Origin of the sequence: Nocardia alba NBRC 108234 (genome assembly GCF_001612665.1) — a bacterium.
In the GTDB taxonomy this organism is placed as follows: Bacteria; Actinomycetota; Actinomycetes; order Mycobacteriales; family Mycobacteriaceae; genus Nocardia; species Nocardia alba.
This window is the reverse complement of record NZ_BDAX01000029.1, coordinates 14993-37072: the sequence shown is the minus strand read 5'-3', so window position 1 is coordinate 37072 and position 22080 is coordinate 14993. Positions and strand designations below refer to the sequence as shown.

Here is a 22080-nt window from a genome sequence, read left to right as displayed (position 1 = left end):
ACCACCTATCCCGAGATCCGGATGCCGGGATCGACGCCCCAGATCGCCAGTGTGAGAAAGAGATTGAGGAAGACCACCACGATGATCGTCATCTTGACGGCGCGGCCCGCCGCGACCCCGACACCCTCGGGTCCGCCCGCTGCGACGTAGCCGTAGTGGCACTGGATGAACGTGGCCACCAGCACGAACGCGACCGCTTTGAGGACCGAGTAGGCGATGTCGCCGGGATCGAGGAATTGATGAAAGTAGTGGTCGTAGGTCCCGATGCTGGTGCCGCCGAGGAAGAACACGGTCACCTTGGTGCTGAGATAGGCGGTCGCCATGCCGATGCTGTAGAGCGGCAGGATGGCCACCGCCGCGGCCAGCATGCGCGTGCTGATCAGGTAGGGGAGCGGGCGGATCGCCATCGACTCGAGCGCGTCGATCTCCTCGGCGATCCGCATCGATCCGATCTGCGCGGTGAACCGGCAGCCGGCCTGGGCCGCGAACGCGATCGTCGCCAGTAGCGGTGCCAGCTCGCGGGTGGTGGCGAAGCCGGAGATCGCGCCGGTGAGCGGACTCATCGTCAGTAGATCCAGCGCGGTGTGCGATTCCATCCCCACAGTGACGCCGCCGAAACCGCACAGGATCAGCACCACCCCCACCGTGCCGCCACCGACCACCAGCGCGCCGTTGCCCCAGGTGACGTCGATGATCAGCCGGACGAGTTCCTTGCGATAGTTCCGCAGGACGAACGGAATCGCGAACAGCGCCTCCACGAACACCACCCCCTGGTGTCCCAGACGGATATTCGTCTCGATGAGCGGCCGGGTCGCGGTGCCCATCGCCCGCCACGGCCGCAGCAGCGGCGGCAGATAACTCGCCACCTCAGAGCACCTTCGACGGGAAGACCGTGTTGTAGATCTGGGTGAGCGCGATATTGGCCGCGAACAACACGATCGCCGAACTGACCACCGCCGAGTTCACCGCGTTCGCGACCCCGCCGGGTCCGCCTTCGGTGTGCAGGCCCGTGTCGCAGGCGATGATCGCGGTGAGCGCACCGAATACGGCCGCCTTCACGATCGCGACGAGCAGGTCGGCCGCGACCGCGAACGAGGCGAAGGTGCTGATGTAGGAGCCGGGCGTGCCGTCCTGGATGAACACGTTGAACACGTATCCGGTGGCGAATCCGATGAAGACGACGAAGCCGCACAGCAGCATGCTCACCAGGATCGCGGCGAGCAGACGCGGCGCCACCAGCCTGCTCACCGGATCGACGCCCATCACTCGCATCGCGTCGATCTCCTCGCGGATGGTCCGCGAACCCAGGTCGGCGCAGATCGACGAGCCGACGGCACCGGCGATCATCAGCGAGGTGACCAGTGGCGCGCCCTGGCGGATGATGCCGAGACCGTTGACCGCGCCGATGAACGTCGTCGCGCCGACCTGGCCGACCAGCGACCCGATCTGGATGGACACGACGACCGCGATCGGAATGGCGACCAACAGGGTTGGAGTGGCTGAGACACCGGCCATGAACGAGCACTGCCGGAGGAACTCGGTGAGCGGAAATCGGCGCCGGACCAGTGTGAGAGTCAGCTCGGAGAGCGCCTGCCAGGCCATGATGACCTGCCTGCCCGCGGTTTCGATCGAGCGTTGCGGATGTTCGCTCAGCCAGCGGCCGCCGAACGCGACGATCAGCTCACGATCTGGCAGTTCATCGGCCTTTTCGGTCATTGCGACGATGGTGATCACCCCGGTTCCGGTGCGGTCGCGGACCCGCGCGACCACAACTGACTATAAATCTACGGTTCCGTAGAAAGACTTTTCTACGCTGCTGTAGTTAACTGACCCAGACAGTAGCAATCGCAGCCCGCGCTGTCTGCGATTTGGTGCATGATCGCGGGATGAGCGTGCAGCGGAAGTCGGTCGGGGTATGGCGGATATCGGCGGGCGGCGAGGCGCGCAGGCGCAATTCGCCCCGGTTGCCGCCCGAACAGCGCCGCGAGCAGTTGCTCGATGCCGCGCTCGGTGTCGTCGCGCGCGACGGATTGGCACGGCTGACCATGCAGGCCGTCGCGCAGGAAGCGGGCGTCGCCAAGCCGGTGCTCTACGCGATGTACCCGACCGCGCCGGAACTCGTCGCGGCGCTGCTGCATCGTGAGCACGCGGCCGGGATGGCCCAGGTCTTCGCGGCGATGCCGAAGGATCTGCGCGGCACCGATCCCGACGCGGAGTACGTCGGGGCGGTGATGGCCTTCCTCGAGTCGGTGGCCGCCGACCCGCCGCGGTGGCGGTTGATCCTGTTGCCCAGCGACGGTGCGCCTGTGGGCTATCGGGCACTACTCGGCGCGGCCAGGGACGAGATGCTGCGTCGTGGAACCGAACTGCTCGCCGACGGGCTGCGACTGCGGGGCGGGCCGGTCGATGTCGATGTCGAACTGGTGGGCCACACGATGTTCGGTTTCATCGAAACCCTCGGCCGGATGGTCCTCTCCGACGCGGACCGGTTTCCGCCCGCGCGGCTACGCCCGGTCGTGCGGTCCCTGCTGCGCACGCTGCCGACGAATGCCGGGTGAGCCCTCTGTCACAGCCGTCGCCAGGACCACCGGACGAGCACGTCGAGCGGGTCGTCGGGGGTGACCGTTCGGGGCGCGGTGTTCAGGCCGTTGGGCGGGCCGGACTGGGCCTCCACCGAGAGTGACTGCTCCGGAAGAGTCCAGATGACGACGTCGCGGACCGGGCTGGTGATGGTGAATTCCAGGAACCCCGGCCAGGTGAGGCGGGCGAGAACGCCGTCCGGCATACCGAAGCAGTCGTCCCACGGCGGCGGCGTCGGCGCGATCTCGCGGCCGGTGGGCAGGTAGTCGTCGCCGCGCTCGTACTGCCAGGCCGGGTCGAAATCCAGTCGCACCGGGCCGGTCGCCGGTGGGACTTCGCGCAGGAACCACGGGTGCCAGCCGCCCTGGGCCGGGAAGTCGGCGTGGTCGGTGGCGATGCGCATCGCCAGGGTGAGGTCGGTGTCGGTGAGGGTGAACGTCTGGGTGACGGTGCCCGCGAACGGCCACGGGGCACCGAGGCGATGGCTGATCGTCGCCTCGGTCGGCGAGGCGGAAACCACCTCCCACCGGCCGTCGCGCGCGGTGCCGTGGATGCTGTGCGGCGGATGATTGATCGGCAGCTGATACGTCCGGTCGCCGACGGTGAGTGCACCGTGATCGAGCCGACCGGCCCACGGGGCCATGACGAAACACCCGGTTCCCGGGTCTTGCCGCAGTAGCTCGGTGCCGTCGACAGTGAGGCTGTGTATCGCGCCGCCGTCGTCCGGGGCGATCGTGAGAGCTGTGGAGCCTGCCGTCAGCCGCACATCGTCGATCATGGCTCGCAGAGTAGCGGCGCCGGTGGTGCCGGTCGCTCACCCGCGCCGAAACCCGGGCGAGGCGGAGTGCTTCGGTGGCAGGGGTACCGGCCGCGGTGATTGTTCGGCGTGGGGATCGCGATGCGCGAGATGTCAGGAGTTGAGGAAATTCAGGAGCAGCTGGGTCAGCGGGGTGGTGATCTCGAATCCCGTTTGCAAGACGTACAGCCCGAGACCGGCGATGGCGTTGTAGTTGTCGGAGAAAAACTGCAGCAGCGCTTCGTCCATGGTGTGCTCCTGGATTCGAGGTCGGTGGGGTCAGGCGAAGAATCCCTGGAGCAGCGGGGTGCCGAGCTCGATGACGGCCTTTGCCACCGTCAGGCTGAGGTCTCCGAGTCCGATGACCACGGCGCCGATCAGGTCGTAATTGGCCTCGGCGAAATCACGTAGCGACTGCATGATGGCTCCTTAGGTCCCGACCCTTGGCCTTCCGGTGTGACTAGCGTCTCATAGCCGAGACTACTCGCCAAGGGGGCTTGCGGCCGGGTGTGCACCCCCGTGATGAATGAGATTGCATCATCATGCATAATCATTTGCAGCACCGGCGTGAGCCGACCGGCGGCCGCAGCATCCATACTGCTCACGGCAGGCCTTACGTACCAGACTTCGAGGAGCACAACAGACATGTCCGATCGCGTCGTACTCGCCTACTCCGGTGGGCTTGACACCTCCGTCGCCATCAGCTGGATCGCGAAGGAGACCGGTTCCGAGGTGGTGGCCGTGGCCATCGACCTGGGCCAGGGCGGCGAGGACATGAGCGCGATCCGACAGCGCGCACTGGACTGCGGCGCCGTGGAAGCCATCGTGGTCGACGCGCGCGACGAGTTCGCCGACGAGTACTGCCTGCCCACCATCCAGGCCAATGCCCTGTACATGGGCCAGTACCCGCTCGTCTCGGCCATCAGCCGCCCGCTGATCGTCAAGCACCTGGTCGAGGCCGCGAAGTTCCACAACGCCACCACCGTCTCGCACGGCTGCACCGGCAAGGGCAACGACCAGGTCCGCTTCGAGGTCGGCATCGGCGCGCTCGCGCCCGACCTCGAGGTCATCGCCCCGGTCCGTGACTACGCCTGGACCCGCGAGAAGGCCATCGCCTTCGCCGAGCAGAACAGCCTGCCGATCAACGTCACCAAGAAGTCGCCGTTCTCCATCGACCAGAACGTGTGGGGCCGCGCGGTCGAAACCGGGTTCCTCGAGGACCTGTGGAACGCGCCCACCAAGGACGTCTACGACTACACCGCCGACCCGACGGTGAACTTCGAAGCGCCCGACGAGGTCATCATCACCTTCGAGAAGGGTGTGCCGGTCGCCATCGACGGCCGCCCGGTCTCCGTACTGCAGGCCATCGAGGAGATGAACACCCGCGCCGGTCGTCAGGGTGTCGGCCGTCTCGACATGGTCGAAGACCGCCTCGTCGGCATCAAGAGCCGCGAGATCTACGAGGCGCCGGGCGCCATCGCGCTGATCACCGCGCACCAGGCCCTCGAGGCCGTCACCGTCGAGCGTGAGCTGGCCCGCTACAAGCGGCAGGTCGAGCAGCGCTGGGGCGAGCTGGCCTACGACGGCCTGTGGTTCTCCCCGCTCAAGCGCGCACTCGACGCCTTCATGCAGGACACCCAGCAGACCGTCACCGGTGACATTCGGATGGTGCTGCACGGCGGATCTGCGGTGGTCAACGGCCGTCGCTCCGAGCAGTCGCTCTACGACTTCAACCTGGCCACCTACGACGAGGGCGACACCTTCGACCAGTCGCTGGCCAAGGGCTTCGTCCAGATCCACGGCCTGTCCTCCAAGGTCGCCGCCCGCCGCGACCTGAACCAGAAGTAAGAAGCGCGGAATCACCCTCGTAGTCTCGGTACCGGCCGGTCCTCACGGATCGGCCGGTGCCGTCATCATCCATGCCCGCCATCCTGACCGGAGGAGACATCGACCATGACCCACAGTGGAACCAATGAAGGTGCGCTCTGGGGTGGGCGATTCGCCTCTGGTCCGGCCGAGGCGATGGCGGCGTTGAGCAAATCGACCCACTTCGACTGGGTGCTGGCTCCCTATGACATTCGCGCGTCCAAGGCGCATGCTCGCGTGCTGCACAAGGCCGGGCTGCTCGCCGACGACGATCTGCCCGCCATGCTGGCCGGTCTCGACGCGCTCGCCGCCGACGTCGCCTCGGGCGCCTACGGGCCCGCCGACTCCGACGAGGACGTGCACGGCGCGCTCGAGCGCGGGCTGATCGAGCGGGTCGGGACCGAACTCGGCGGTCGGCTGCGCGCCGGTCGTTCGCGCAACGACCAGGTGGCGACCCTGTTCCGGATGTGGCTGCGCGATGGTGTGCGTCGCGTCGCCGCCGGTGTGCTCGACGTCGTCGACGCGCTCGTCGCCCAGGCCGCCGCGCACCCCGACGCCGTGATGCCGGGTAAGACCCACCTGCAGGCCGCCCAGCCGGTGCTGCTCGCGCATCACCTGCTCGCCCACGCGCATCCGCTGCTGCGCGATCTGGAACGTCTGCGCGACTTCGACAAGCGCGCCGCCATCTCACCGTACGGTTCGGGCGCGCTGGCCGGTTCTTCGCTCGGCCTCGACCCCGAGCAGATCGCCGCCGAGCTGAATTTCACTGCCTCCGCGGCCAATTCGATCGACGCCACCTCCTCGCGTGACTTCGCCGCCGAGGCCGCGTTCGTGCTGGCCATGATCGGTGTCGATCTGAGCCGGATGGCCGAGGAGGTCATCATCTGGAGCACACCGGAATTCGGCTACGTGACCCTGGCCGACGCCTGGTCCACCGGTTCGTCGATCATGCCGCAGAAGAAGAACCCCGATGTCTCGGAGCTCACCCGGGGCAAGGCGGGCCGCCTGATCGGTAACCTCGCCGGTCTGCTCGCCACCTTGAAAGCCCAGCCGCTGGCCTACAACCGGGACCTGCAGGAAGACAAAGAGCCGGTCTTCGACTCGGTCGCCCAGCTCGAACTGCTCCTGCCCGCCATCGCGGGCCTGGTCGCCACCTTGACCTTTCACACCGACCGGATGGCCGAACTCGCACCCGCCGGGTTCACCCTCGCCACCGACATCGCGGAATGGATGGTGCGCCAGGGTGTTCCGTTCCGCGTCGCCCACGAGGCGGCGGGTGCGTGCGTGCGCGTCGCCGAGGCGCGTGGGGTCGGTCTCGCCGAGCTGACCGACGAAGAGTTCACCGCCGTCGACCCCGCGCTCACCGCCGGTGTGCGCGAGGTGCTCACGGTGGAGGGCTCGATCGCCTCGCGTAACGCGCGGGGCGGCACCGCCGGTGTGCGCGTGGCCGAACAGCTCGACGAGGTCCGCGAGACCGCCGACGACGCCCGCGCCTGGTTGAGCTGATCGGGCCCGGCGTCAGGGCGCTCCGAGCCGGGTGACCAGACCTCGGTCCCCATCCACCCGGACCCGGTCCCCGGTGCGTAGCACCTTCGTGGCCACCAAGGTGTTCACCACGCAGGGGAGGCCGTATTCGCGTGCCACCACCGCGCCGTGCGATACCGAGCTGCCGATGTCGGTGACCAGCGCGCCGATGACGGTGAAGTACGGCGTCCACCCCACGTCGGTGACCGGGGCCACCAGGATCTCCCCGGGCCGCACATCGCGCGCGTCGACGATCGACTTCGCCACGCGCACAACTCCTTCGACGCTGCCCCGGCCCGCCGGCCTGCCCACGATCCGGTCGTCGGTGGTCGCGTGCGGCGGCGGGGCGAGCAGTGGGGCGGGTCTGCCCACCGACACGTCGGCGAACTCGAGGGAGTTCTGATACGCCAGTGCTTCTCGGCGCCGTAGCGCGTACCGCACGAGGTCGGTGATGTCATCCGTTTCGGCGACGCGCGCCAACTCGGCACGGTCGAAGAAGAAGACGAGGTCGGCATCGGGCAGTCGCCCCGACTCGGCCAGCACCGCGCCCAGATGGCGGTAGCCCAGCTTCAGCGCGTGCGCCATCAGCGCCATCTTGGATTTCGTCCGCTCGCGTCCGCGGGCGCCGCCTTGCGCCAGCCGGGCGAGAAACCTGATGGTCGCCGATCCGGGCGTCCGCGCGGGTGCGGGCAGCGGTGCGCGGTGGGCCGGATCCAGTGCGGAGCGCAGCATGACCTGCATCATCGCGCCCAGCCCGCCGGGGTCCTCGGCCCAGGACGGATCGCGCATGCACAGCTCGCGGTACCCGCGGTGACCGTGCCGCGTCACGAACTGCCGCAACGCTTCACCGCCGGGGTTGCTCGCCGCCCGCAGCTCGATCACCGCGGCAGCCGGCTCCGTCGCGACGAACCGCTCGGCGGTCGCGTGATCGGCGGCGATGGTTCGCACCACCGCGTCGAGCTCCTCCACCATGAGCGCGCTCTCGACATCGGACGCGCCGGCCATCAGCCGGGTCGCCTCGGCACGACCCTCGTCGGCGTCGAGTCCGTTCTCGACCGCCTGTCTGGTCAGCACACTCTCGAGGATGTTGGCCGCGACAGCCGCGCGGGACGAGGACCGCACATGGGTCAGTGTGATGTCGCAATACTCCTCGACGCCGAACTCCAACTGGCGCAGTACTTCTCGCGGGTCGTCGCCGGTCGGGACCCGGAATCCGGCGATCTTGTCGTCCAGGCGGCGGATCGCGGGCCCGGCGGACAACGCGTGCGTGGTCAGCCGGATCGTGTTGACGAGTCTGTGGGCGAACGGTTTCGGCGGTTGCGCCGTCAGCTCCTCGACGACCCGGCCGCAGATCGACGTGGAGAACTGCTCGAGCGAGTTGCCGAGCAGACCCGAGCTCAGCGCCGTTCCCTCGGTCAGGTTCAGGAACATGTGCCCGTAGAAATAGCCGACCTGCAGCCACGGTCGCTCGTAGCTCGGCTGCGCCCGCGCCACCACCTGCGTCATCTGCATGGCGTAGTCGATGGCGTAGCCCGACACCGAGGCGGTCAACGGGCAGAAGGCTCCCGGCATCATCTCGCCGATATTGCAGCGGGTGTACACGTGGTCGGCGCCCGCGAGTGGTGAATCCATCTCGTTGAGGTCACCGGGCAGGGTGGTGATCGGTCGGGCCTGTAACCACCACAGTGTGCCCGCGCGGTCGATCGCCCACTCGAGGTCCATCGGCCTGCCCCAGTGCCGCGCCGCACGCAACGCGGCGGACCGAATCTCCGCGATCTCCGCCGGCGACAGGACAGCGGTCGCGCCGACCTCGCACACGGCGGTATCGCCGTGGGAATCGAGGACGATGTGGTCCGGCGACGCCGAACCGTCGACGAGCGCCTCACCGAGTCCCGCGATGGCGTCGATCACCATGAGGTCGCGTCGGCCGGTGGCCGGATCCGCGGTGAACACCACACCCGCGGCGCGCGCGTCGACCATCTGCTGCACGACCAGATGCATGGTGGCGGGGGCATTTTCGGTATAGGACGCGACTCGCCGGGAATGGACGGACGCGGCGCACTCGCGCACGGCCGCGGCGAAGGCGTCGACGGAGTCGACACCGAGCACGGTGTCGTACTGGCCGGCGAAGGACTGGTCGTCCCCGTCCTCCCCGACCGCCGACGACCGGACCGCCACCGAGGTCGCGCCGGCGGCCGCCAGCTCCGAGAACCGTTGGGTCGCGGCATCGATGCCGTCCGGTGGGGAAGCGTCGGCGATGACGAATCCGATCGGCACAGCGAGTCCGAGACGGCGCAGCTCGGCCAGCCCGGCTGCCTTGCCGCCGTAGCTGTCGTCGACGACCTGGTCGAATTCGATCGTTGTCAGCGGCATGTGGATCCTTTCAGCGCGTCCACGATCTCAGCGAGCGCGTCGACGGCGATGGGCCCCGGCTGATAGAGGCAGAGCCGGTCCGACACTCCGTCGACCCGATCGCGGATATGCGCGGCCACCTCGGCCGGCGTGCCGCACGCGGCGATGGTGTGGAGGATGTCGTCGTCGATCAGGGCGGCCATCTCCCGCCACCGCCCCTGCTTGGACATCGCGTTGAGTTCCGGCTGCAGATCACCCCAGCCGTGGGCGTCGAGCACCGGCCGGTAGGCCGGGGTGGAACCGTAGAACGCCAACAGCATTCGGGTCGAGGCGTGGTCTTCACCGACCGAGACGATGATCTCCGGCACGATCTCGAAGTCGTCCTCGCGGCGTCCGGCGGCCGCCAGACCCGCCCGCACGGCGGGCAACGTCGTCTCGTGCAGGAACCGTTTCGTCCCGAACGGCATCACCAGCAGACCGTCGGCCACTTCCGCGGTGGCCGCGGTCAACCGCGGCCCGAGCGCACCGAGATAGATCGGTGGCGGACCGTACGGGTTCGGCCCGGGGACGAAGGTCGGCGTCATCAGGGTGTGTCGGTAGTACTCGCCGCGAAAGTCCAGTGGCGCACCGTCGTTCCAGGTCGCGAAGATCGCGCGTAGCGCCCCCACCATTTCCTTCATCCGCGCGACCGGGCGGTCGAACTCGGCGCCGTAACGCTTCTCGATCTGCGCGCGCACCTGCGTGCCCAGGCCCAGGATGAACCGCCCCTCGGTGAGCAGTTGCAGATCGTTGGCCTGGTGTGCCAGCTGAATCGGATTGCGGGGCAGTGCGATCGCGACGTTGGACATCACGTCGAGCCCCTTGACCGCCGAGGCGAGCACCAGCGGCGTGAACACGTCGAACGGTCCCTCGAAGGTGAATACCCCGGAGGCGCCGGCCTCCCGGAGCACGGTCGCGCGTTCGACGGCATCGGTCGGTCCGTAGAGCGCTGTCATGATCTTCATCGGCGCCGAGCCTATTTCGCCGCGTCGGTCCAGTCGGCGAAACCCGACGGATAGTGCGGTCCGATCACACCGTGCTCGAACAGGCCCGCGCCCTCGCGCGTCTGCCCGTCGGCCTCCGTGCACACCGCCCGGCCCACATGGTCGATGAGACTGAACGGCGCTCTGGCCATGACCTCCGGGTCCGTCAGGTCGTAGCTGACGCGTTCGGCGAACGGGCCGTCCTTCCAGGTGCCGTGCGCCCACGAGGAGTCGCCGCCGTAACCGGAGCCGAATGCGATGGGCGCGAACAACTTCGATTCGACGTCGAGTTCGATGCGATCGCCGGCCCGGTTCATGAACTCGACGTGCGCGCCCGTCGGGATTCGCGTTCCGGGCCGGTAGTGGACGGTCGCGCGCACACCGTCGAGCTGTTCGACGCGGCCGTCGCGCCAGCGGCGGGTGCAGTCGTAGAGGCTGCGGTGACCATCGGGGTCCTCCTGCAGGATCAGGAACAGCTGGTAGTCGTCGAACGCGAGCGGCAGATAGAGCCACCACATGCCACGGAACGCGGCATCCGGGCGACCGGTGGGTTCGGGCGCGCCGATCGGGCGGATGCCCCACGAGCGATCACGGCTCGCCACACTGGTGTCGTGCGTGACTGTCAACCGTTCGCCGTCCACCTCGATCCAGCCCTCCCATGTACCGACCTGGGCGAAGCGGCACGCCTGCAACGTCACTCGACGTTCGGTCAGCATCTCGTGCGGCCGCTCCAGCGCGGCGGGGAACAGCCCCCGCCAGGTCAGATCGGCGGCGATGCCCTCGGTCTCGGCCAAGGTCAGGCGAAGCTCACGCAAGGGTTCGACGACATCGATCCGGTAGCCGTTGACGTGTTGGTGCAGGCGGTCGTCGTCGATGGCGTCGCTCAGCCGCACCGCGGTCTGGGTGTCGTCCCGGCGGACGACGAAGTACGCGTCCTTGACCCCGAGGCGCGGGTAATAGCCGATTCCGGTGAGCACCATGAAGCGTCCGTCTCGGTCGAGCACGTTGAAGTAGGACCGATCGTAGAAGTTCCGATCGGAGGCGCCCGGCCAGGTGAGGGGCGCCGGCACCTGATGCAGCGGGTACTCGTCGAGCGGGCTCAGATTCACAGGTCTCCCTCAAATATGATGCATGCCGTATTGGAATTAAGGTGTGATCATGACAACAGAAGGCGACAGCGAAGGCAAGAGGTTCGGACCATCCACGCCGGGGCGCCCGCGCGACAGCCGGATCGATGCCGCGATCATCGCCGCCACCCGAGAGCTGATCCTCGATACGGGTTATCCGGCGCTGTCGCTGTCGGCGATCGCCGCGCGCGCCGGGACAACAACGGCCGCCATCTACCGGCGATGGTCGAACAAGGCGCAGCTCGTCCACGAGGCCGTGCTGTCCGCCGAAGTCATCGCGCCACCTGATGTTTCGGGCGGGGATATCCGCGCGGATATCCGGGCATTGGTCGAGACGGTCCGCACGATGTTCGACAGCCCGCAGGTGCGCTCGGCGCTACCGGGATTGATCGCGGACACCGTCGCCGCCCCCGAAGTGCACAAGATGATGATCGACCGGCTGGCCGGCGACCTCGCCGCCTTCGAATCCCGCTTCGGCCACGAACGCCGCGCTGATGATCAACTCCCCATGCTCGCCGAAGTCGTCGCGGGCACCGCGATCTTCCGCATCCTGATCCGCCGCGACGCCGCCCTCGACGACATCTGGGTGGACCAGATGACCGCGTTGATCACCGACCGCTGGCCGCCGGACCGAGCGCCCGAGAGCTGCGGCTAGCGTGCGCTCGTGGTTGCCGCGAGCCCGGAGTTCCTAGAGCTGCGCGTGGACGCGGAAACCCGCGTCACGCAGCGCGTCCAGGACCGCGTCGCGATGCGCGGAGCCGCGGGTTTCCACGGTGAGCGACACCTCGACCTCATCGACAGCCAGCCACGGACCTGTCCGTGAATGCACGACGTCGACCACGCTCGCGCCCGCGCGCCCGACCACAGCGAGCAGCGCCGACAGCGCGCCCGGACGGTCATCGATCGTGACATGCATGGCCAGATACCGCCCCGCGGCGCTGAGACCGTGGCCGATCACGCGCGTGAGCAACAGCGGGTCGATATTTCCGCCCGACACGATCGTCACCACCGGGCCGGCCAGATCCACGACAGCGCGGGTGAGCAACGCGGCGACGCCCGCCGCACCCGCCGGTTCGACGACGAGCTTGGCCCGTTCGAGGCACAGCAACAGAGCTCTGGACAGCGCGTCCTCGTCGACGGTGACGATCTCGGACACCAACTCGGCGACATGGGCGAACGGCACCGCGCCGGGTAGCCCGACCGCGATTCCGTCGGCCATCGTCGACATTCGCGGCACCCGAACCGGCTTGCCCGCCGCCAGCGAATCGGGCCACGCCGCCGCCTCGGCCGCCTGCACGCCGATCACCCGGACCTGCGGCGCCAGCGCGTGCAAGGCCACCGCGACGCCCGCGAGCAACCCGCCACCGCCGGTGGGCACGATCACAGTGCCCACCTCGGGGACCTGCTCGAGAATTTCGAGCGCGACCGTCGCCTGACCAGCCACGATGTCGGGATGGTCGAAGGGGTGGATCAGGGTCGCGCCGGTCCGATCCGCGAATTCCTGTGCCGCGAGCAAGGATTCGTCGATCGTGTCACCCACCGGATGCACATCGGCACCGTAGGCGCGCGTCGCGACCAGCTTCGGCAGCGAGGCCCCGACCGGCATGAACACCGTCGAGGCGATCCCGAGCTCGCTCGCCGCCCACGCCACGCCCTGCGCGTGGTTCCCGGCGCTGGCCGCCACCACACCCCGCACCCGATCCGCCGCGGCCAGATTCGCGATCCGGTTGTAGGCCCCGCGTGGCTTGAACGACCCGGTCCGTTGCAGGTTCTCGCATTTGAGTAGCACCTGCGTGCCCGCCCGCTCCGACAACACCCGCGACCCCACGGTCGGCGTCCGCCGGATCACCGGCGCCAGCAATCGCGCGGCTTCCTCGATCCGCTCCAGTCCCACGGTCTCCATCCGCCACATCGTGCCAGCCCACCGGCGCTATCGTGGCGAGGCGCGTGTAGGGACCGGCTGTGACCGCCCGGTTCAGGCGCGCGCTTCGGCCTTGGCGATGTTGTGGGCGATGGTGCCGAGGCGGGTGAGACGGGCATCGCCCAGCGGGGTGAGCTTGCCGCCGAGACGATTGGTGACGAAGGCCAGCGACAGCCCGGTCGCGGGGTCGGCGAAAGCGCCCGAGCCGCCGAGGCCGAAGTGACCGAAGGCCGAGATCGGGTCGGACTTGGACGGTTTCATCGGGACGCCGTGGAAGCCGAGGGCCCAGGGGATGCGGAAGGCCAGGACGTAGTCGGGGGTGAAGACCTGACGGGTGGAAAAGCGGGGGATCGAGTCGGGGGAGAGGATACGGGTGCCGGCGAGCTCGCCGCCGTTGGCCAGTGCGGCGTACACGCGGGCGAGCGCGCGGGCGGAGAAGACGCCGTTCACGCCGGGCATCACCGAATCGTGCACGCGCTCATCGACGATCAGGTCGGCGAAGCCGCGCGGGGTGGTCTCCGCGGCGGCGGCGAAACGGGTGCGGGTGAGCAGATCGGAGCCGGTGTCCCACTCCATGCCAGCGGCGCGCAGGCGCGGGAAGGTGGTGGCGATGCGGTGGCGCTGGTCGTGCGGAACCCGGAACCAGAGTTCCTCGGCGTCGAGCGGCTCGGCGAGTTCGGTGCGCACCACATCGACGAACTCGCGGCCGGTGACCCGCCGGACGATCTCGGCGGCCAAGTGCCCGTAGCTGATTCCGTGATAGCCGCTGGTGACCAGATGTCGCGGGTCGGGAGTGGCGGCGGCCAGCGCGGCGGTCACCGCGTCGTCATCGAGGAACCTCTCGATCGGTCCCGGCAGCAGACCGCGCAGCCGGTGCAGGCCGGCTCGGTGGGTGAGCACATCGCGCACGGTGATGTCGGCCTTGCCCGCCGCGGCGAACTCCGGCCAGTACTCGGCGACGGGGCTGTCGTAGTCGAGCTGACCCCGATCGGCCAACTGGTGCAGCACGGTGGAGGCCACGCCTTTTCCGGTGGAGAAGCCCAGTGCCACCGAATCGGCCGTCCACGGCACACCGGGTCGGGCGTAGCCGGCCCACACGTCGACGACCGGTTCGCCGTGCAGGTACACACACAGCGCGCCACCGCCGTGGGAGGGCTTACGGAACAGCTGGTCGAAGACGGTGACCAGGCGGACGAAACGGCGATCCACCGACTGCGTTGTCGAAACTCCCATCGTTCGAGCATGCCACCACACACGGGGGACCGGTCGGTACGGTGATCGTTTCCCAACCGTCACATCGAGCAGTCCGCCCGCAATACGCCGTCCCTAGCATGGGTGGATGCCCTCGAGACGACGATCGGCGCTGCTCGCAAGGCTTGTGGTCGATGAACCAGGACGACCGCAAGTGATTCTGGGCGAGCTACGCCGGGTGATCCTCGACGGTGCCGTACCGCCGTGCACCGTGATTCCGCTGCGCGAGGTCGCCGAGCTGTTCGGGGTGAGTCACATCCCGGTCCGTGAGGCGCTCAAGACGCTGATCGGGGAGGGCCTTGTCACCCACCGCCAGCAGCGCGGATACCAGGTGGCCCAGCTCACCGCCCGTGAACTGCGCGAAATGTACATCGTGCGTGACACTTTGGAGACGGCGTCGCTCGCCGCGGCCGCGTTGCACGCCGACGAGCACGAACGCGCGCATCTGCTCGCGGTGAACGACCTGCTCGAACGCGCCATCCTCGACGATGATCCCGAGACATACCAGCGACAGTCACGCAGCTTCCATGTGGCACTGACACGGCCCTCGCGGATGTTCCGGCTGCTGCACATGCTCGAAGCCGCGTGGAATGTCACCGAGCCGGTGCAGTCGATGGTGCACATCGACCGACTCGACCGTGAGCGCCTGCACAGCGACCATATCGCCATGCTCGACGCGTTCCTCGCCCGCGATGTCGACCGGCTGCTCGCCACCGCCGAGGAGCATCACCGCAGGCTGGAGACGGTGGTCACGACACTGCCGACCGACACCGGACTGCTCGCGCCGGAGGATATATCTTCGGTGCAATAGGCGCGAAATTCCCGGGAAACCGCTGGGCAATTGCTGATACCTACCGTCGGTTCAGCAGATTCACCCCTTCGGATGGGAACGACCATGACCGACACCATCACGTCCTCGGCGGTTTCCGCCGGTGAACCACCCACCTATGATCCGCGGCTGACGAACGAGGATCTCGCACCGCTGCGCGAGCAGAGCTGGGGCACGTACAATATCTTCGCGTTCTGGATGTCGGACGTGCACAGCGTCGGCGGATATGTCACGGCGGGAAGCCTTTTCGCACTCGGACTGGCCAGCTGGCAGGTGCTCGCCGCACTGCTCATCGGCATTACCATCGTGTACTTCTTCTGCAATCTGGTGGCGAAACCGAGTCAGATGACCGGCGTGCCCTATCCGGTGATCTGCCGCAGTGCGTTCGGCGTGCTCGGCGCGAATATCCCCGCGATCATCCGGGGACTGATCGCGGTGGCCTGGTACGGCATTCAGACGTTTCTCGCGTCCGCGGCGCTGGATGTCGTTCTGGTGAAACTGTTTCCAGGATTGGCGCCCTACGCCGTCACCGCCGATCACGGGTTCCTCGGACTGTCGGCGCTGGGCTGGGGCAGCTTCCTGCTGCTGTGGGTGGTGCAGGCGTGCGTGTTCTGGCGCGGTATGGAATCGATCCGCAAGTTCATCGACTTCTGCGGCCCCGCGGTGTATGTCGTCATGTTCGCACTCTGCGGCTACCTCATCGCGAAGGCGGGCTGGGGTGCCATCGACCTGAAACTCGGCGACGTGAAATACACCGGTTGGGCCTCGGTTCCGGTGATGCTCGGCGCGATCGCGCTCGTGGTGTCGTATTTCTCGGGGCCGATGCTCAATTTCGGTGACTTCTCCCGATACGGCAAGAGCTTCGCCGCGGTGAAGAAGGGAAACTTCCTCGGACTGCCGGTTAACTTCCTGGTCTTCTCTGTGCTGGTCGTGGTCACCGCCTCCCTGACGCTGCCGGTGTACGGCGAGCTCATCACCGATCCGGTCGCCACCGTCGCCGAGATCGATTCCACGTTCGCGATCGTGCTCGGCGCGCTCACCTTCACCATCGCCACCATCGGGATCAATATCGTCGCCAATTTCATCTCCCCGGCGTTCGATTTCTCGAACGTGAGTCCGCAGCGGATCAGCTGGCGGGCGGGCGGCATGATCGCAGCGGTCGGTTCGGTGCTGATCACGCCCTGGAATCTGTACAACAATCCCGATGTCATCCATTACACCCTCGAGGTGCTCGGGGCCTTCATCGGACCGCTGTTCGGGGTGCTGATCTGTGATTACTACCTGGTGCGCAAGCAGCAGGTGATCGTCGACGATCTGTTCACGATGTCGGAGCGGGGGAGCTACTACTACGCGAAGGGCTATCACCCGGCCGCGATCATCGCCACCGCCGTCGCCGCCGTGGTCGCGGTGTTCCCGGTGCTGGCCAACAGTCTGCCCGGCATGCACACCGCCGCCCAGTACAGCTGGTTCATCGGCTGCGGCATCGGTTTCGTCGTCTACTACCTGCTGACCGGCGCCGAGCGCACGGCTGCTGTCGAGGAGGTCGGTGTCTGATGCGCATCCGGGTCGTCAACCCGAACACCACACGGGCGATGACCGACACGATCGAGCGGTGTGCGCTGGCCGTCACGGGCCGGGGCACACTGCTCGACGCGGTCACCTCCGAGATCGGGCCCGCCTCGATCGAAAGCCATTACGACGAGGCGATGAGCGTGCCGGGTCTGCTCGCCGCGATCGCGCGGGGCGAGGCCGACGGGGTGGACGGGTACGTCGTCGCCTGCTTCGGTGATCCGGGCTTGGACGCGGCGCGGGAATTGGCGGTGGGGCCGGTGATCGGGATCGCCGAGGCGGCCATGCGTACCGCGAGTCATCTCGGCCGCGGATTCAGTGTCGTCACGACGCTCGGGCGCACCGTCGGGCGGGCGGCGGATCTGGCCGAACACTATGGAATGGGACGGTTCTGCCGGGGGATCCACGCGTGCGAGATCCCGGTGCTCGCACTCGAGACCGACCCGGACGCGCGCAAGATCGTCACCGAGGCCTGCCGGGCGGCCGTCGCGCAGGACGGGTCCGACGCGGTGGTGCTCGGTTGCGCGGGCATGGCCGAGCTGTGCGCGCACATTCGCGACGAGATCGGCGTGCCGGTGATCGACGGCGTCGCGGCGGCGACCTTGACCGTGCAGTCGCTGCTGAGGATGGGGCTGCGTAAGTCGGGTAGGGGAGAGTTCGCGCCGCCGCCGCCGAAGACCTATGCGGGTCTGCTGGAATCCTTCGGTTCGTGAACGCCGATCAGGCGGCCTCGGCAGTCAGCGCGTTCAGTACGGCGTCGAGATCGTCGACGTCGACGACGAGGCGGGTGAAATCCGGCCCGTCCAGGTCGATCCGCACCGCGCTGCCACCGAACGTGGTGTCCCAGAACTCTTTACGGCCCTTGCCGCGGTAGACGCCGGCGGCGATCACCCCGGGGATGAAGGTACCGGGCGCGCGGACCCACGGGGGCCGCAGGTCCACTTCGGCGGTGACGATCTCGGTGATCGCGGCACGGTCGATCACGACCTGCTGGCGCAGGGCGAGCAGGCGATGCCCGCCGAGCACGTTGACCGTCACTGTGTCGTCGTTGATCTCGACCTCGACCATCGCTACCTCACTCGCCATCGTGCGGACTCTTCGATGTCAAGCCTGGTCGGGCGGCCTGGTCACCGACTGTGATGATCCTGTGATTTCGCCAAGGAACTCGGGTACATCTAATCATGTAGATATGCGCATCAATCTTCTGTACGTCACAGGATACCCGGGACGAAGAAAAATAGCAGGGAGAACCAGGTCAGCGCCGGTGGGCCTGATCGGCGATCTCGAGCACCTGGGTCAGCCACGGTGTGTACTTTCCAGGGTTGCCCACCAGATCGTCCCGCACCTGCTGCGGGGCGATCCATGCCCAGTGGGCGATCTCGGCCGGATCCGGTCGCGGCGGCCCATCCTCGACCACCCCGATCAGGACGTGGTCGTATTCGTACTCGACCCGGCCGGTCGTGTCGTCGCCGGCGAGGTAGGTGAATACCCCCACCTCCGCGAGGTCGGCCGTCATTCCGAACTCCTCGCCCAACCGGATCGCGGCGGCCTCGACAACGCTCTGGCCGGGCAACGGATGCCCACAGCAGGTATTTGCCCACTGCAGCGGGAACCGGGTCTTCACCGCCGCGCGCTGCTGGAGCAGGACCTGTCCGTGTGAGTCGAACAGCAGCACGGAGAAGGCGCGGTGGAGTGTGCCCGGTGGCCGATGGGCATCGGCTACCGAGCACGCTCCGATCGCCACACCCGATTCGTCGACCAACTCGACGAGCAGGGTTTCGCGGTCGGTCGACGGGTCGGCGAGCTTCTCGGTCACCTGGCCAGCCTATCGGCGACGATCATCGGGTATTCGACGGTCATGGGATATGTCCTCACCTCGGGGCGGAAATCGGCACGACCGATCGACCTGTGCGGCTCGACAGAGTCGGCGGGTGTGGGTCACGATGCGAAGCGAATGGTCCTGCGCGGATAACCGGGCCTGTGAAACGGTGTTGCACGAAATCTGATGCGTGTCAGTACGTTCCGGACGAGGGCGATCGTAGGCGGTCGAGGCGTTCGCGCGCCGGGGATTCGAAAGAACCTCGGTGCGAGCGTGAACCGTAGGAGAGTTGTGACCTAGGCGTTATCGGCCGTTGACCGGGGGATGTGGGGCGGTGCACCGGAACATGCGGCCTGTCACAGGCGGCACATAATGGAGGTTCGGTGTGGCAAGCTCGTATGAGCACATCGGGGTGTGTGAGGTGTGTCACTTTGAACAGTAGGGCCAGGTGGGAACGGTGGATATCAGTCCAAAAGGTGTGGTCGGTTCGGTGCAGCGGTTGCTGGCTACCGCGCAGAACGGGCTGGAGGTGATCCGCTTCGGCGGGTTATCGCACGATGTCGAGTCCTCGCCCTTCGAGGTCGTCGAGCGTCGACGCATGTATCGGCTGCGGCACTACTTCCCCGACGATGCGACGCCGGGGCGTCCGGTAGTGCTGCTCGTGCCGCCGCTGATGGTGAATGCCGACATCTGGGACGTCAATGCGGCAGGCGGCGCGGTCGGAATCCTGCACGCCGGCGGAATCGACTGCTGGGTCATCGATTTCGGCTCACCCGCCACCGAGGAAGGCGGCTGGGAACGCGACCTGGCCGACCATGTGCTCGCGGTGAACTCCGCCATCGACACCGTCTGTGAGGCCACCGGCGCGCAACTGCACCTGATGGGGTACTCCCAGGGCGGCATGTTCGCCTATCAGACCACGGCCTACCGCTACGGCAAGGGTGTCGCCTCGATCGTCACCTTCGGCAGTCCCGTCGACATAGTCAACGGAATGCCGTTCGGCCTGCCCTACGGCCTGGTGTCCGAAGTCGCCGATTTCCTCGCCGACCACGTGATGCACCGACTGCCGATCACCGAATCGATGGTGCGCATCGGCTTCCAGATGCTCGACCCGGTCAAGACCGCCAAGTCGCGGCTCGACTTCCTGCTGCAATTGCACGATCGGGAAGCGTTGCTGCCCAAAGAACGTCAGCGCCGCTTCCTCAACAGCGAGGGCTGGGTGGGGTACGCCGGTCCGGCCGTGGCCGATCTGCTCAAGCAGTTCGTCGCCCACAATCGAATGATGCTGGGCGGGTTCGTGATTCGCGACCACCCGGTGTCACTCGCCGAGCTCAAGTGCCCGATCCTGGCATTCGTCGGCGAGGTCGACGACATCGGTCAGCCCGCCGCGGTGCGTGGCATCGTGCGAGCCGCGCCCAACGCCGAGGTCTACGAAGCCAGTTTGGTAGCAGGCCATTTCGGGCTCGTCGCGGGTTCCACGGCCACCAACCACACCTGGCCGATTGTGCGCGACTGGATCGCCTGGATGGACGGCAACGCCGCCCTGCCGGAGCAGATCACGCCCATGCAGGAACACGTCGCGGGCAACGCGCCGCGCACCGCGGCCACCCGGATGGTGCACACCGCAGCCGGTCTGGCCGAGGCGGGCGCGGGCGTCGGCAAGGTGCTGGAGAATATCGCGGGCAACACGATTCGCGGTTCGCTGGAAATGGCAGGGGAGGCGGCGCGGGCCCTGCCCCGGCTGACCAGGCTCGGAATGATCCAGCCGCACACCCGTATCTCGCTCGGCAAACTGCTCAGTGAGCACGCGAGCCGCGCGCCGCAGAAGGACCTGGTCCTCTTCGATGACCGGGTGCACACCAACGCCGCCGTCGAGGAGCGCGTCGACAATGTGGTGCGCGGGCTGATCTCGGTCGGTATCCGGCCCGCCATGCGTGTGGGCATCATGATGGAGACGCGTCCCAGCGCCCTGGCCTCGGTCGCCGCGCTCTCGCGCATCGGCGCCGTCGCGGTGCTCCTGGCACCGGGCGCCGAACTCGACCGGGCCATCGAGTTGACCGGCGTGCACACGCTGATCACCGATCCGGAGAATCTGCGCACCGCCGCCACGACCGCCGCCAGAGTGCTGGTGCTCGGCGGCGGCGACAGCCGCGCGCTCGCGGTGCCGACCGGTGACCGGGTGATCGACCTCGAACAGATCGACCCGGCGCGGGTCCGGGTGCCCGCCTGGTACCGGCCGAATCCGGGTCTGGCTCGCGAACTCGCGTTCGTGCTCGTGCTCGGCTCCGGCGAGCGCCTGGAAGCGAAGTACATCACCAACCATCGCTGGGCGCTGTCGGCGTTCGGCACCGCGAGCGCGGCCGACCTCGACCGTCGCGACACCGTCTACTGCCTCGCGCCACTGCATCATTCGTCGGGGCTGCTGGTGAGCCTCGGCGGAGCCATCGCGGGCGGGAGCCGCATCGCGCTGGCACGGCCGATGGACATGGACCCGGGCCGGTTCGCCGAAGAGGTACACCGGTACGGCGTCACCGTCGTCACCTACACGTGGACGATGCTGCGCGAGTTGCTCGATGCCCAGGCCTTCCCCGTCGGTCACAACCATCCGATACGGCTGTTCATCGGCTCCGGCATGCCCGCGGGCCTGTGGCGGCGCACCGTGGAACAGTTCGCCCCGGCGCGAGTGCTCGAGTTCTACGCCTCGATCGACGGTGACGTGGTGCTGGCCAATGTCCCGGGCACGAAGATCGGGTCGAAGGGCAGGCCGGTGCCCGGCACCGCGCGGGTCGAGTTGGTCGCCTACGACCCGGTCAGCGAGCAGATCCTCGTCGGTGACGACGGGTTCGCCCGCCGCTGCGCCGACAACGAACCCGGACTGCTGCTCGGCAAGGCCGTCGACGGTGGCGATATCTCCGACGGCGGACTGCGCGGTGTGTTCCGGGCAGGCGATGCCTGGTGGCCCACGGAGAACCTGTTCCGGCGTGACACCGACGGCGACTACTGGTTGGTCGACCGCCGCGACACCGTGATCCGCACCGCGCGCGGCCCGGTGTTCACCCAGCCGATCGTGGACGTGCTCAACGACATCACCCCGGTCGACATGGAAGTGGCGTTCGGGCTGAAGACCGCGGCGGGTGTCGTCGCCGCGGCCGCCCTGAGCGTGCGTGACGGGTTCCGGATCGAACCGGGCGATATCACCGAGGCGATGCGTGGGCTCGAACCCGGCCAGCGCCCGGATCTGGTCTACGTCGTCGAGGAGATCCCGCGCAGTTCCAGCTTCCGACCGTCCGCGCCGGCGGTCCAGGCCGCGGGTCTGCCCGAGGCGGGACCGGGTACCTGTATCTACAACCGGGAGACCGAGGCTTACGAGGTGCTCACCGCGGCGGACGCGGAGCGGTTGCTGGGCTGACATCGCGGTCCCGCC

The 22080-nt window shown here is 67.7% G+C and carries 20 protein-coding genes; 8 read left to right on the top strand and 12 right to left on the bottom strand.

Annotation, left to right across the window (positions count from 1 at the left end):
* Positions 1–5 precede the first annotated feature (5 nt).
* Together NA12_RS26955 and NA12_RS26950 are read right to left on the bottom strand one after the other, a co-directional pair.
* Positions 6–824, bottom strand: coding sequence for an ABC transporter permease (locus NA12_RS26955; RefSeq protein WP_067457568.1), 819 nt, complete (start codon positions 822–824; stop codon positions 6–8).
* Positions 825–867: 43 nt separating this feature from the next.
* Positions 868–1716: an MlaE family ABC transporter permease gene (locus tag NA12_RS26950; protein WP_084473135.1), complete on the bottom strand. Its 849-nt coding sequence runs from the start codon at positions 1714–1716 to the stop codon at positions 868–870.
* A 170-nt stretch (positions 1717–1886) separates the two neighbouring features.
* Between NA12_RS26950 and NA12_RS26945 the strand changes: the two genes are divergently transcribed.
* Positions 1887–2558: a TetR/AcrR family transcriptional regulator gene (locus NA12_RS26945; protein WP_084473128.1), complete on the top strand. Its 672-nt coding sequence runs from the start codon at positions 1887–1889 to the stop codon at positions 2556–2558.
* Positions 2559–2566: 8 nt separating this feature from the next.
* On the opposite strand, the gene NA12_RS26940 is transcribed toward NA12_RS26945, so the two are convergent.
* From NA12_RS26940 to NA12_RS34225, 3 genes are all read right to left on the bottom strand, one after another.
* On the bottom strand, positions 2567–3358 hold the full coding sequence (locus NA12_RS26940) for an aldose epimerase family protein (protein WP_067457315.1): 792 nt from the start codon (positions 3356–3358) through the stop codon (positions 2567–2569).
* Positions 3359–3490: 132 nt separating this feature from the next.
* Positions 3491–3625, bottom strand: a complete 135-nt coding sequence (locus NA12_RS34745; protein ID WP_255284103.1) for a hypothetical protein — start codon at positions 3623–3625, stop codon at positions 3491–3493.
* Positions 3626–3655: 30 nt separating this feature from the next.
* Positions 3656–3796, bottom strand: a complete 141-nt coding sequence (locus NA12_RS34225; RefSeq protein WP_165914872.1) for a hypothetical protein — start codon at positions 3794–3796, stop codon at positions 3656–3658.
* 225 nt (positions 3797–4021) lie between these two features.
* On the opposite strand from NA12_RS34225, the gene NA12_RS26935 reads away from it, so the two are divergent.
* Together NA12_RS26935 and argH are read left to right on the top strand one after the other, a co-directional pair.
* Positions 4022–5224: an argininosuccinate synthase gene (locus NA12_RS26935; RefSeq protein ID WP_067457312.1), complete on the top strand. Its 1203-nt coding sequence runs from the start codon at positions 4022–4024 to the stop codon at positions 5222–5224.
* Positions 5225–5329: 105 nt separating this feature from the next.
* Entirely contained in the window at positions 5330–6748 is a 1419-nt protein-coding gene (gene argH, locus NA12_RS26930; RefSeq protein ID WP_067457309.1) for an argininosuccinate lyase, read from the top strand.
* A gap of 12 nt (positions 6749–6760) precedes the next feature.
* Here argH and NA12_RS26925 read toward each other — a convergent pair whose 3' ends face one another.
* The 3 genes from NA12_RS26925 to NA12_RS26915 are packed head-to-tail and all read right to left on the bottom strand — an operon-like array spanning position 6761 to position 11249.
* Positions 6761–9139, bottom strand: coding sequence for a PEP/pyruvate-binding domain-containing protein (locus tag NA12_RS26925; protein WP_067457306.1), 2379 nt, complete (start codon positions 9137–9139; stop codon positions 6761–6763).
* Positions 9130–10122 carry a TIGR03617 family F420-dependent LLM class oxidoreductase gene (locus NA12_RS26920; protein ID WP_067457304.1) on the bottom strand — a complete coding sequence of 331 codons (993 nt, stop codon included), beginning with the start codon at positions 10120–10122 and terminating at the stop codon, positions 9130–9132. Before NA12_RS26920 ends, NA12_RS26925 begins: the two co-directional genes overlap by 10 nt.
* An 11-nt stretch (positions 10123–10133) precedes the next feature.
* Positions 10134–11249 carry an Rv3169 family protein gene (locus NA12_RS26915; protein WP_067457301.1) on the bottom strand — a complete coding sequence of 372 codons (1116 nt, stop codon included), beginning with the start codon at positions 11247–11249 and terminating at the stop codon, positions 10134–10136.
* 49 nt (positions 11250–11298) lie between these two features.
* Between NA12_RS26915 and NA12_RS26910 the strand changes: the two genes are divergently transcribed.
* Positions 11299–11922 (top strand): TetR-like C-terminal domain-containing protein, encoded by a 624-nt coding sequence (locus NA12_RS26910; protein ID WP_067457559.1) that lies wholly within the window; start codon positions 11299–11301, stop codon positions 11920–11922.
* Positions 11923–11955: 33 nt separating this feature from the next.
* Here the strand turns inward: NA12_RS26910 and ilvA are convergent, their stop codons facing one another.
* Both ilvA and NA12_RS26900 read right to left on the bottom strand, forming a co-directional pair.
* On the bottom strand, positions 11956–13179 hold the full coding sequence (ilvA, locus tag NA12_RS26905) for a threonine ammonia-lyase (RefSeq protein WP_067457297.1): 1224 nt from the start codon (positions 13177–13179) through the stop codon (positions 11956–11958).
* A gap of 63 nt (positions 13180–13242) precedes the next feature.
* Positions 13243–14421, bottom strand: a complete 1179-nt coding sequence (locus tag NA12_RS26900) for a serine hydrolase domain-containing protein (protein ID WP_067457294.1) — start codon at positions 14419–14421, stop codon at positions 13243–13245.
* 106 nt (positions 14422–14527) lie between these two features.
* On the opposite strand from NA12_RS26900, the gene NA12_RS26895 reads away from it, so the two are divergent.
* The 3 genes from NA12_RS26895 to NA12_RS26885 all read left to right on the top strand — a co-directional run bounded on the left by NA12_RS26895 (position 14528) and on the right by NA12_RS26885 (position 17550).
* Positions 14528–15250, top strand: a complete 723-nt coding sequence (locus NA12_RS26895) for a GntR family transcriptional regulator (protein WP_067457291.1) — start codon at positions 14528–14530, stop codon at positions 15248–15250.
* Between the two features lie 84 nt (positions 15251–15334).
* Positions 15335–16822, top strand: coding sequence for an NCS1 family nucleobase:cation symporter-1 (locus NA12_RS26890; RefSeq protein ID WP_067457288.1), 1488 nt, complete (start codon positions 15335–15337; stop codon positions 16820–16822).
* Positions 16822–17550 (top strand): aspartate/glutamate racemase family protein, encoded by a 729-nt coding sequence (locus NA12_RS26885; protein ID WP_067457286.1) that lies wholly within the window; start codon positions 16822–16824, stop codon positions 17548–17550. The genes NA12_RS26890 and NA12_RS26885 overlap by 1 nt, the downstream gene beginning before the upstream one ends.
* Before the next feature lie 7 nt (positions 17551–17557).
* On the opposite strand, the gene NA12_RS26880 is transcribed toward NA12_RS26885, so the two are convergent.
* Both NA12_RS26880 and idi read right to left on the bottom strand, forming a co-directional pair.
* Positions 17558–17923 (bottom strand): hypothetical protein, encoded by a 366-nt coding sequence (locus NA12_RS26880; RefSeq protein WP_243655110.1) that lies wholly within the window; start codon positions 17921–17923, stop codon positions 17558–17560.
* 169 nt (positions 17924–18092) lie between these two features.
* Positions 18093–18653 (bottom strand): isopentenyl-diphosphate Delta-isomerase, encoded by a 561-nt coding sequence (idi, locus tag NA12_RS26875; RefSeq protein WP_067457279.1) that lies wholly within the window; start codon positions 18651–18653, stop codon positions 18093–18095.
* A gap of 460 nt (positions 18654–19113) precedes the next feature.
* Between idi and NA12_RS26870 the strand changes: the two genes are divergently transcribed.
* A complete protein-coding gene (locus tag NA12_RS26870) occupies positions 19114–22065 on the top strand; it encodes an AMP-binding protein (RefSeq protein WP_067457277.1) in 2952 nt (983 codons plus the stop codon).
* Positions 22066–22080 lie beyond the last annotated feature (15 nt).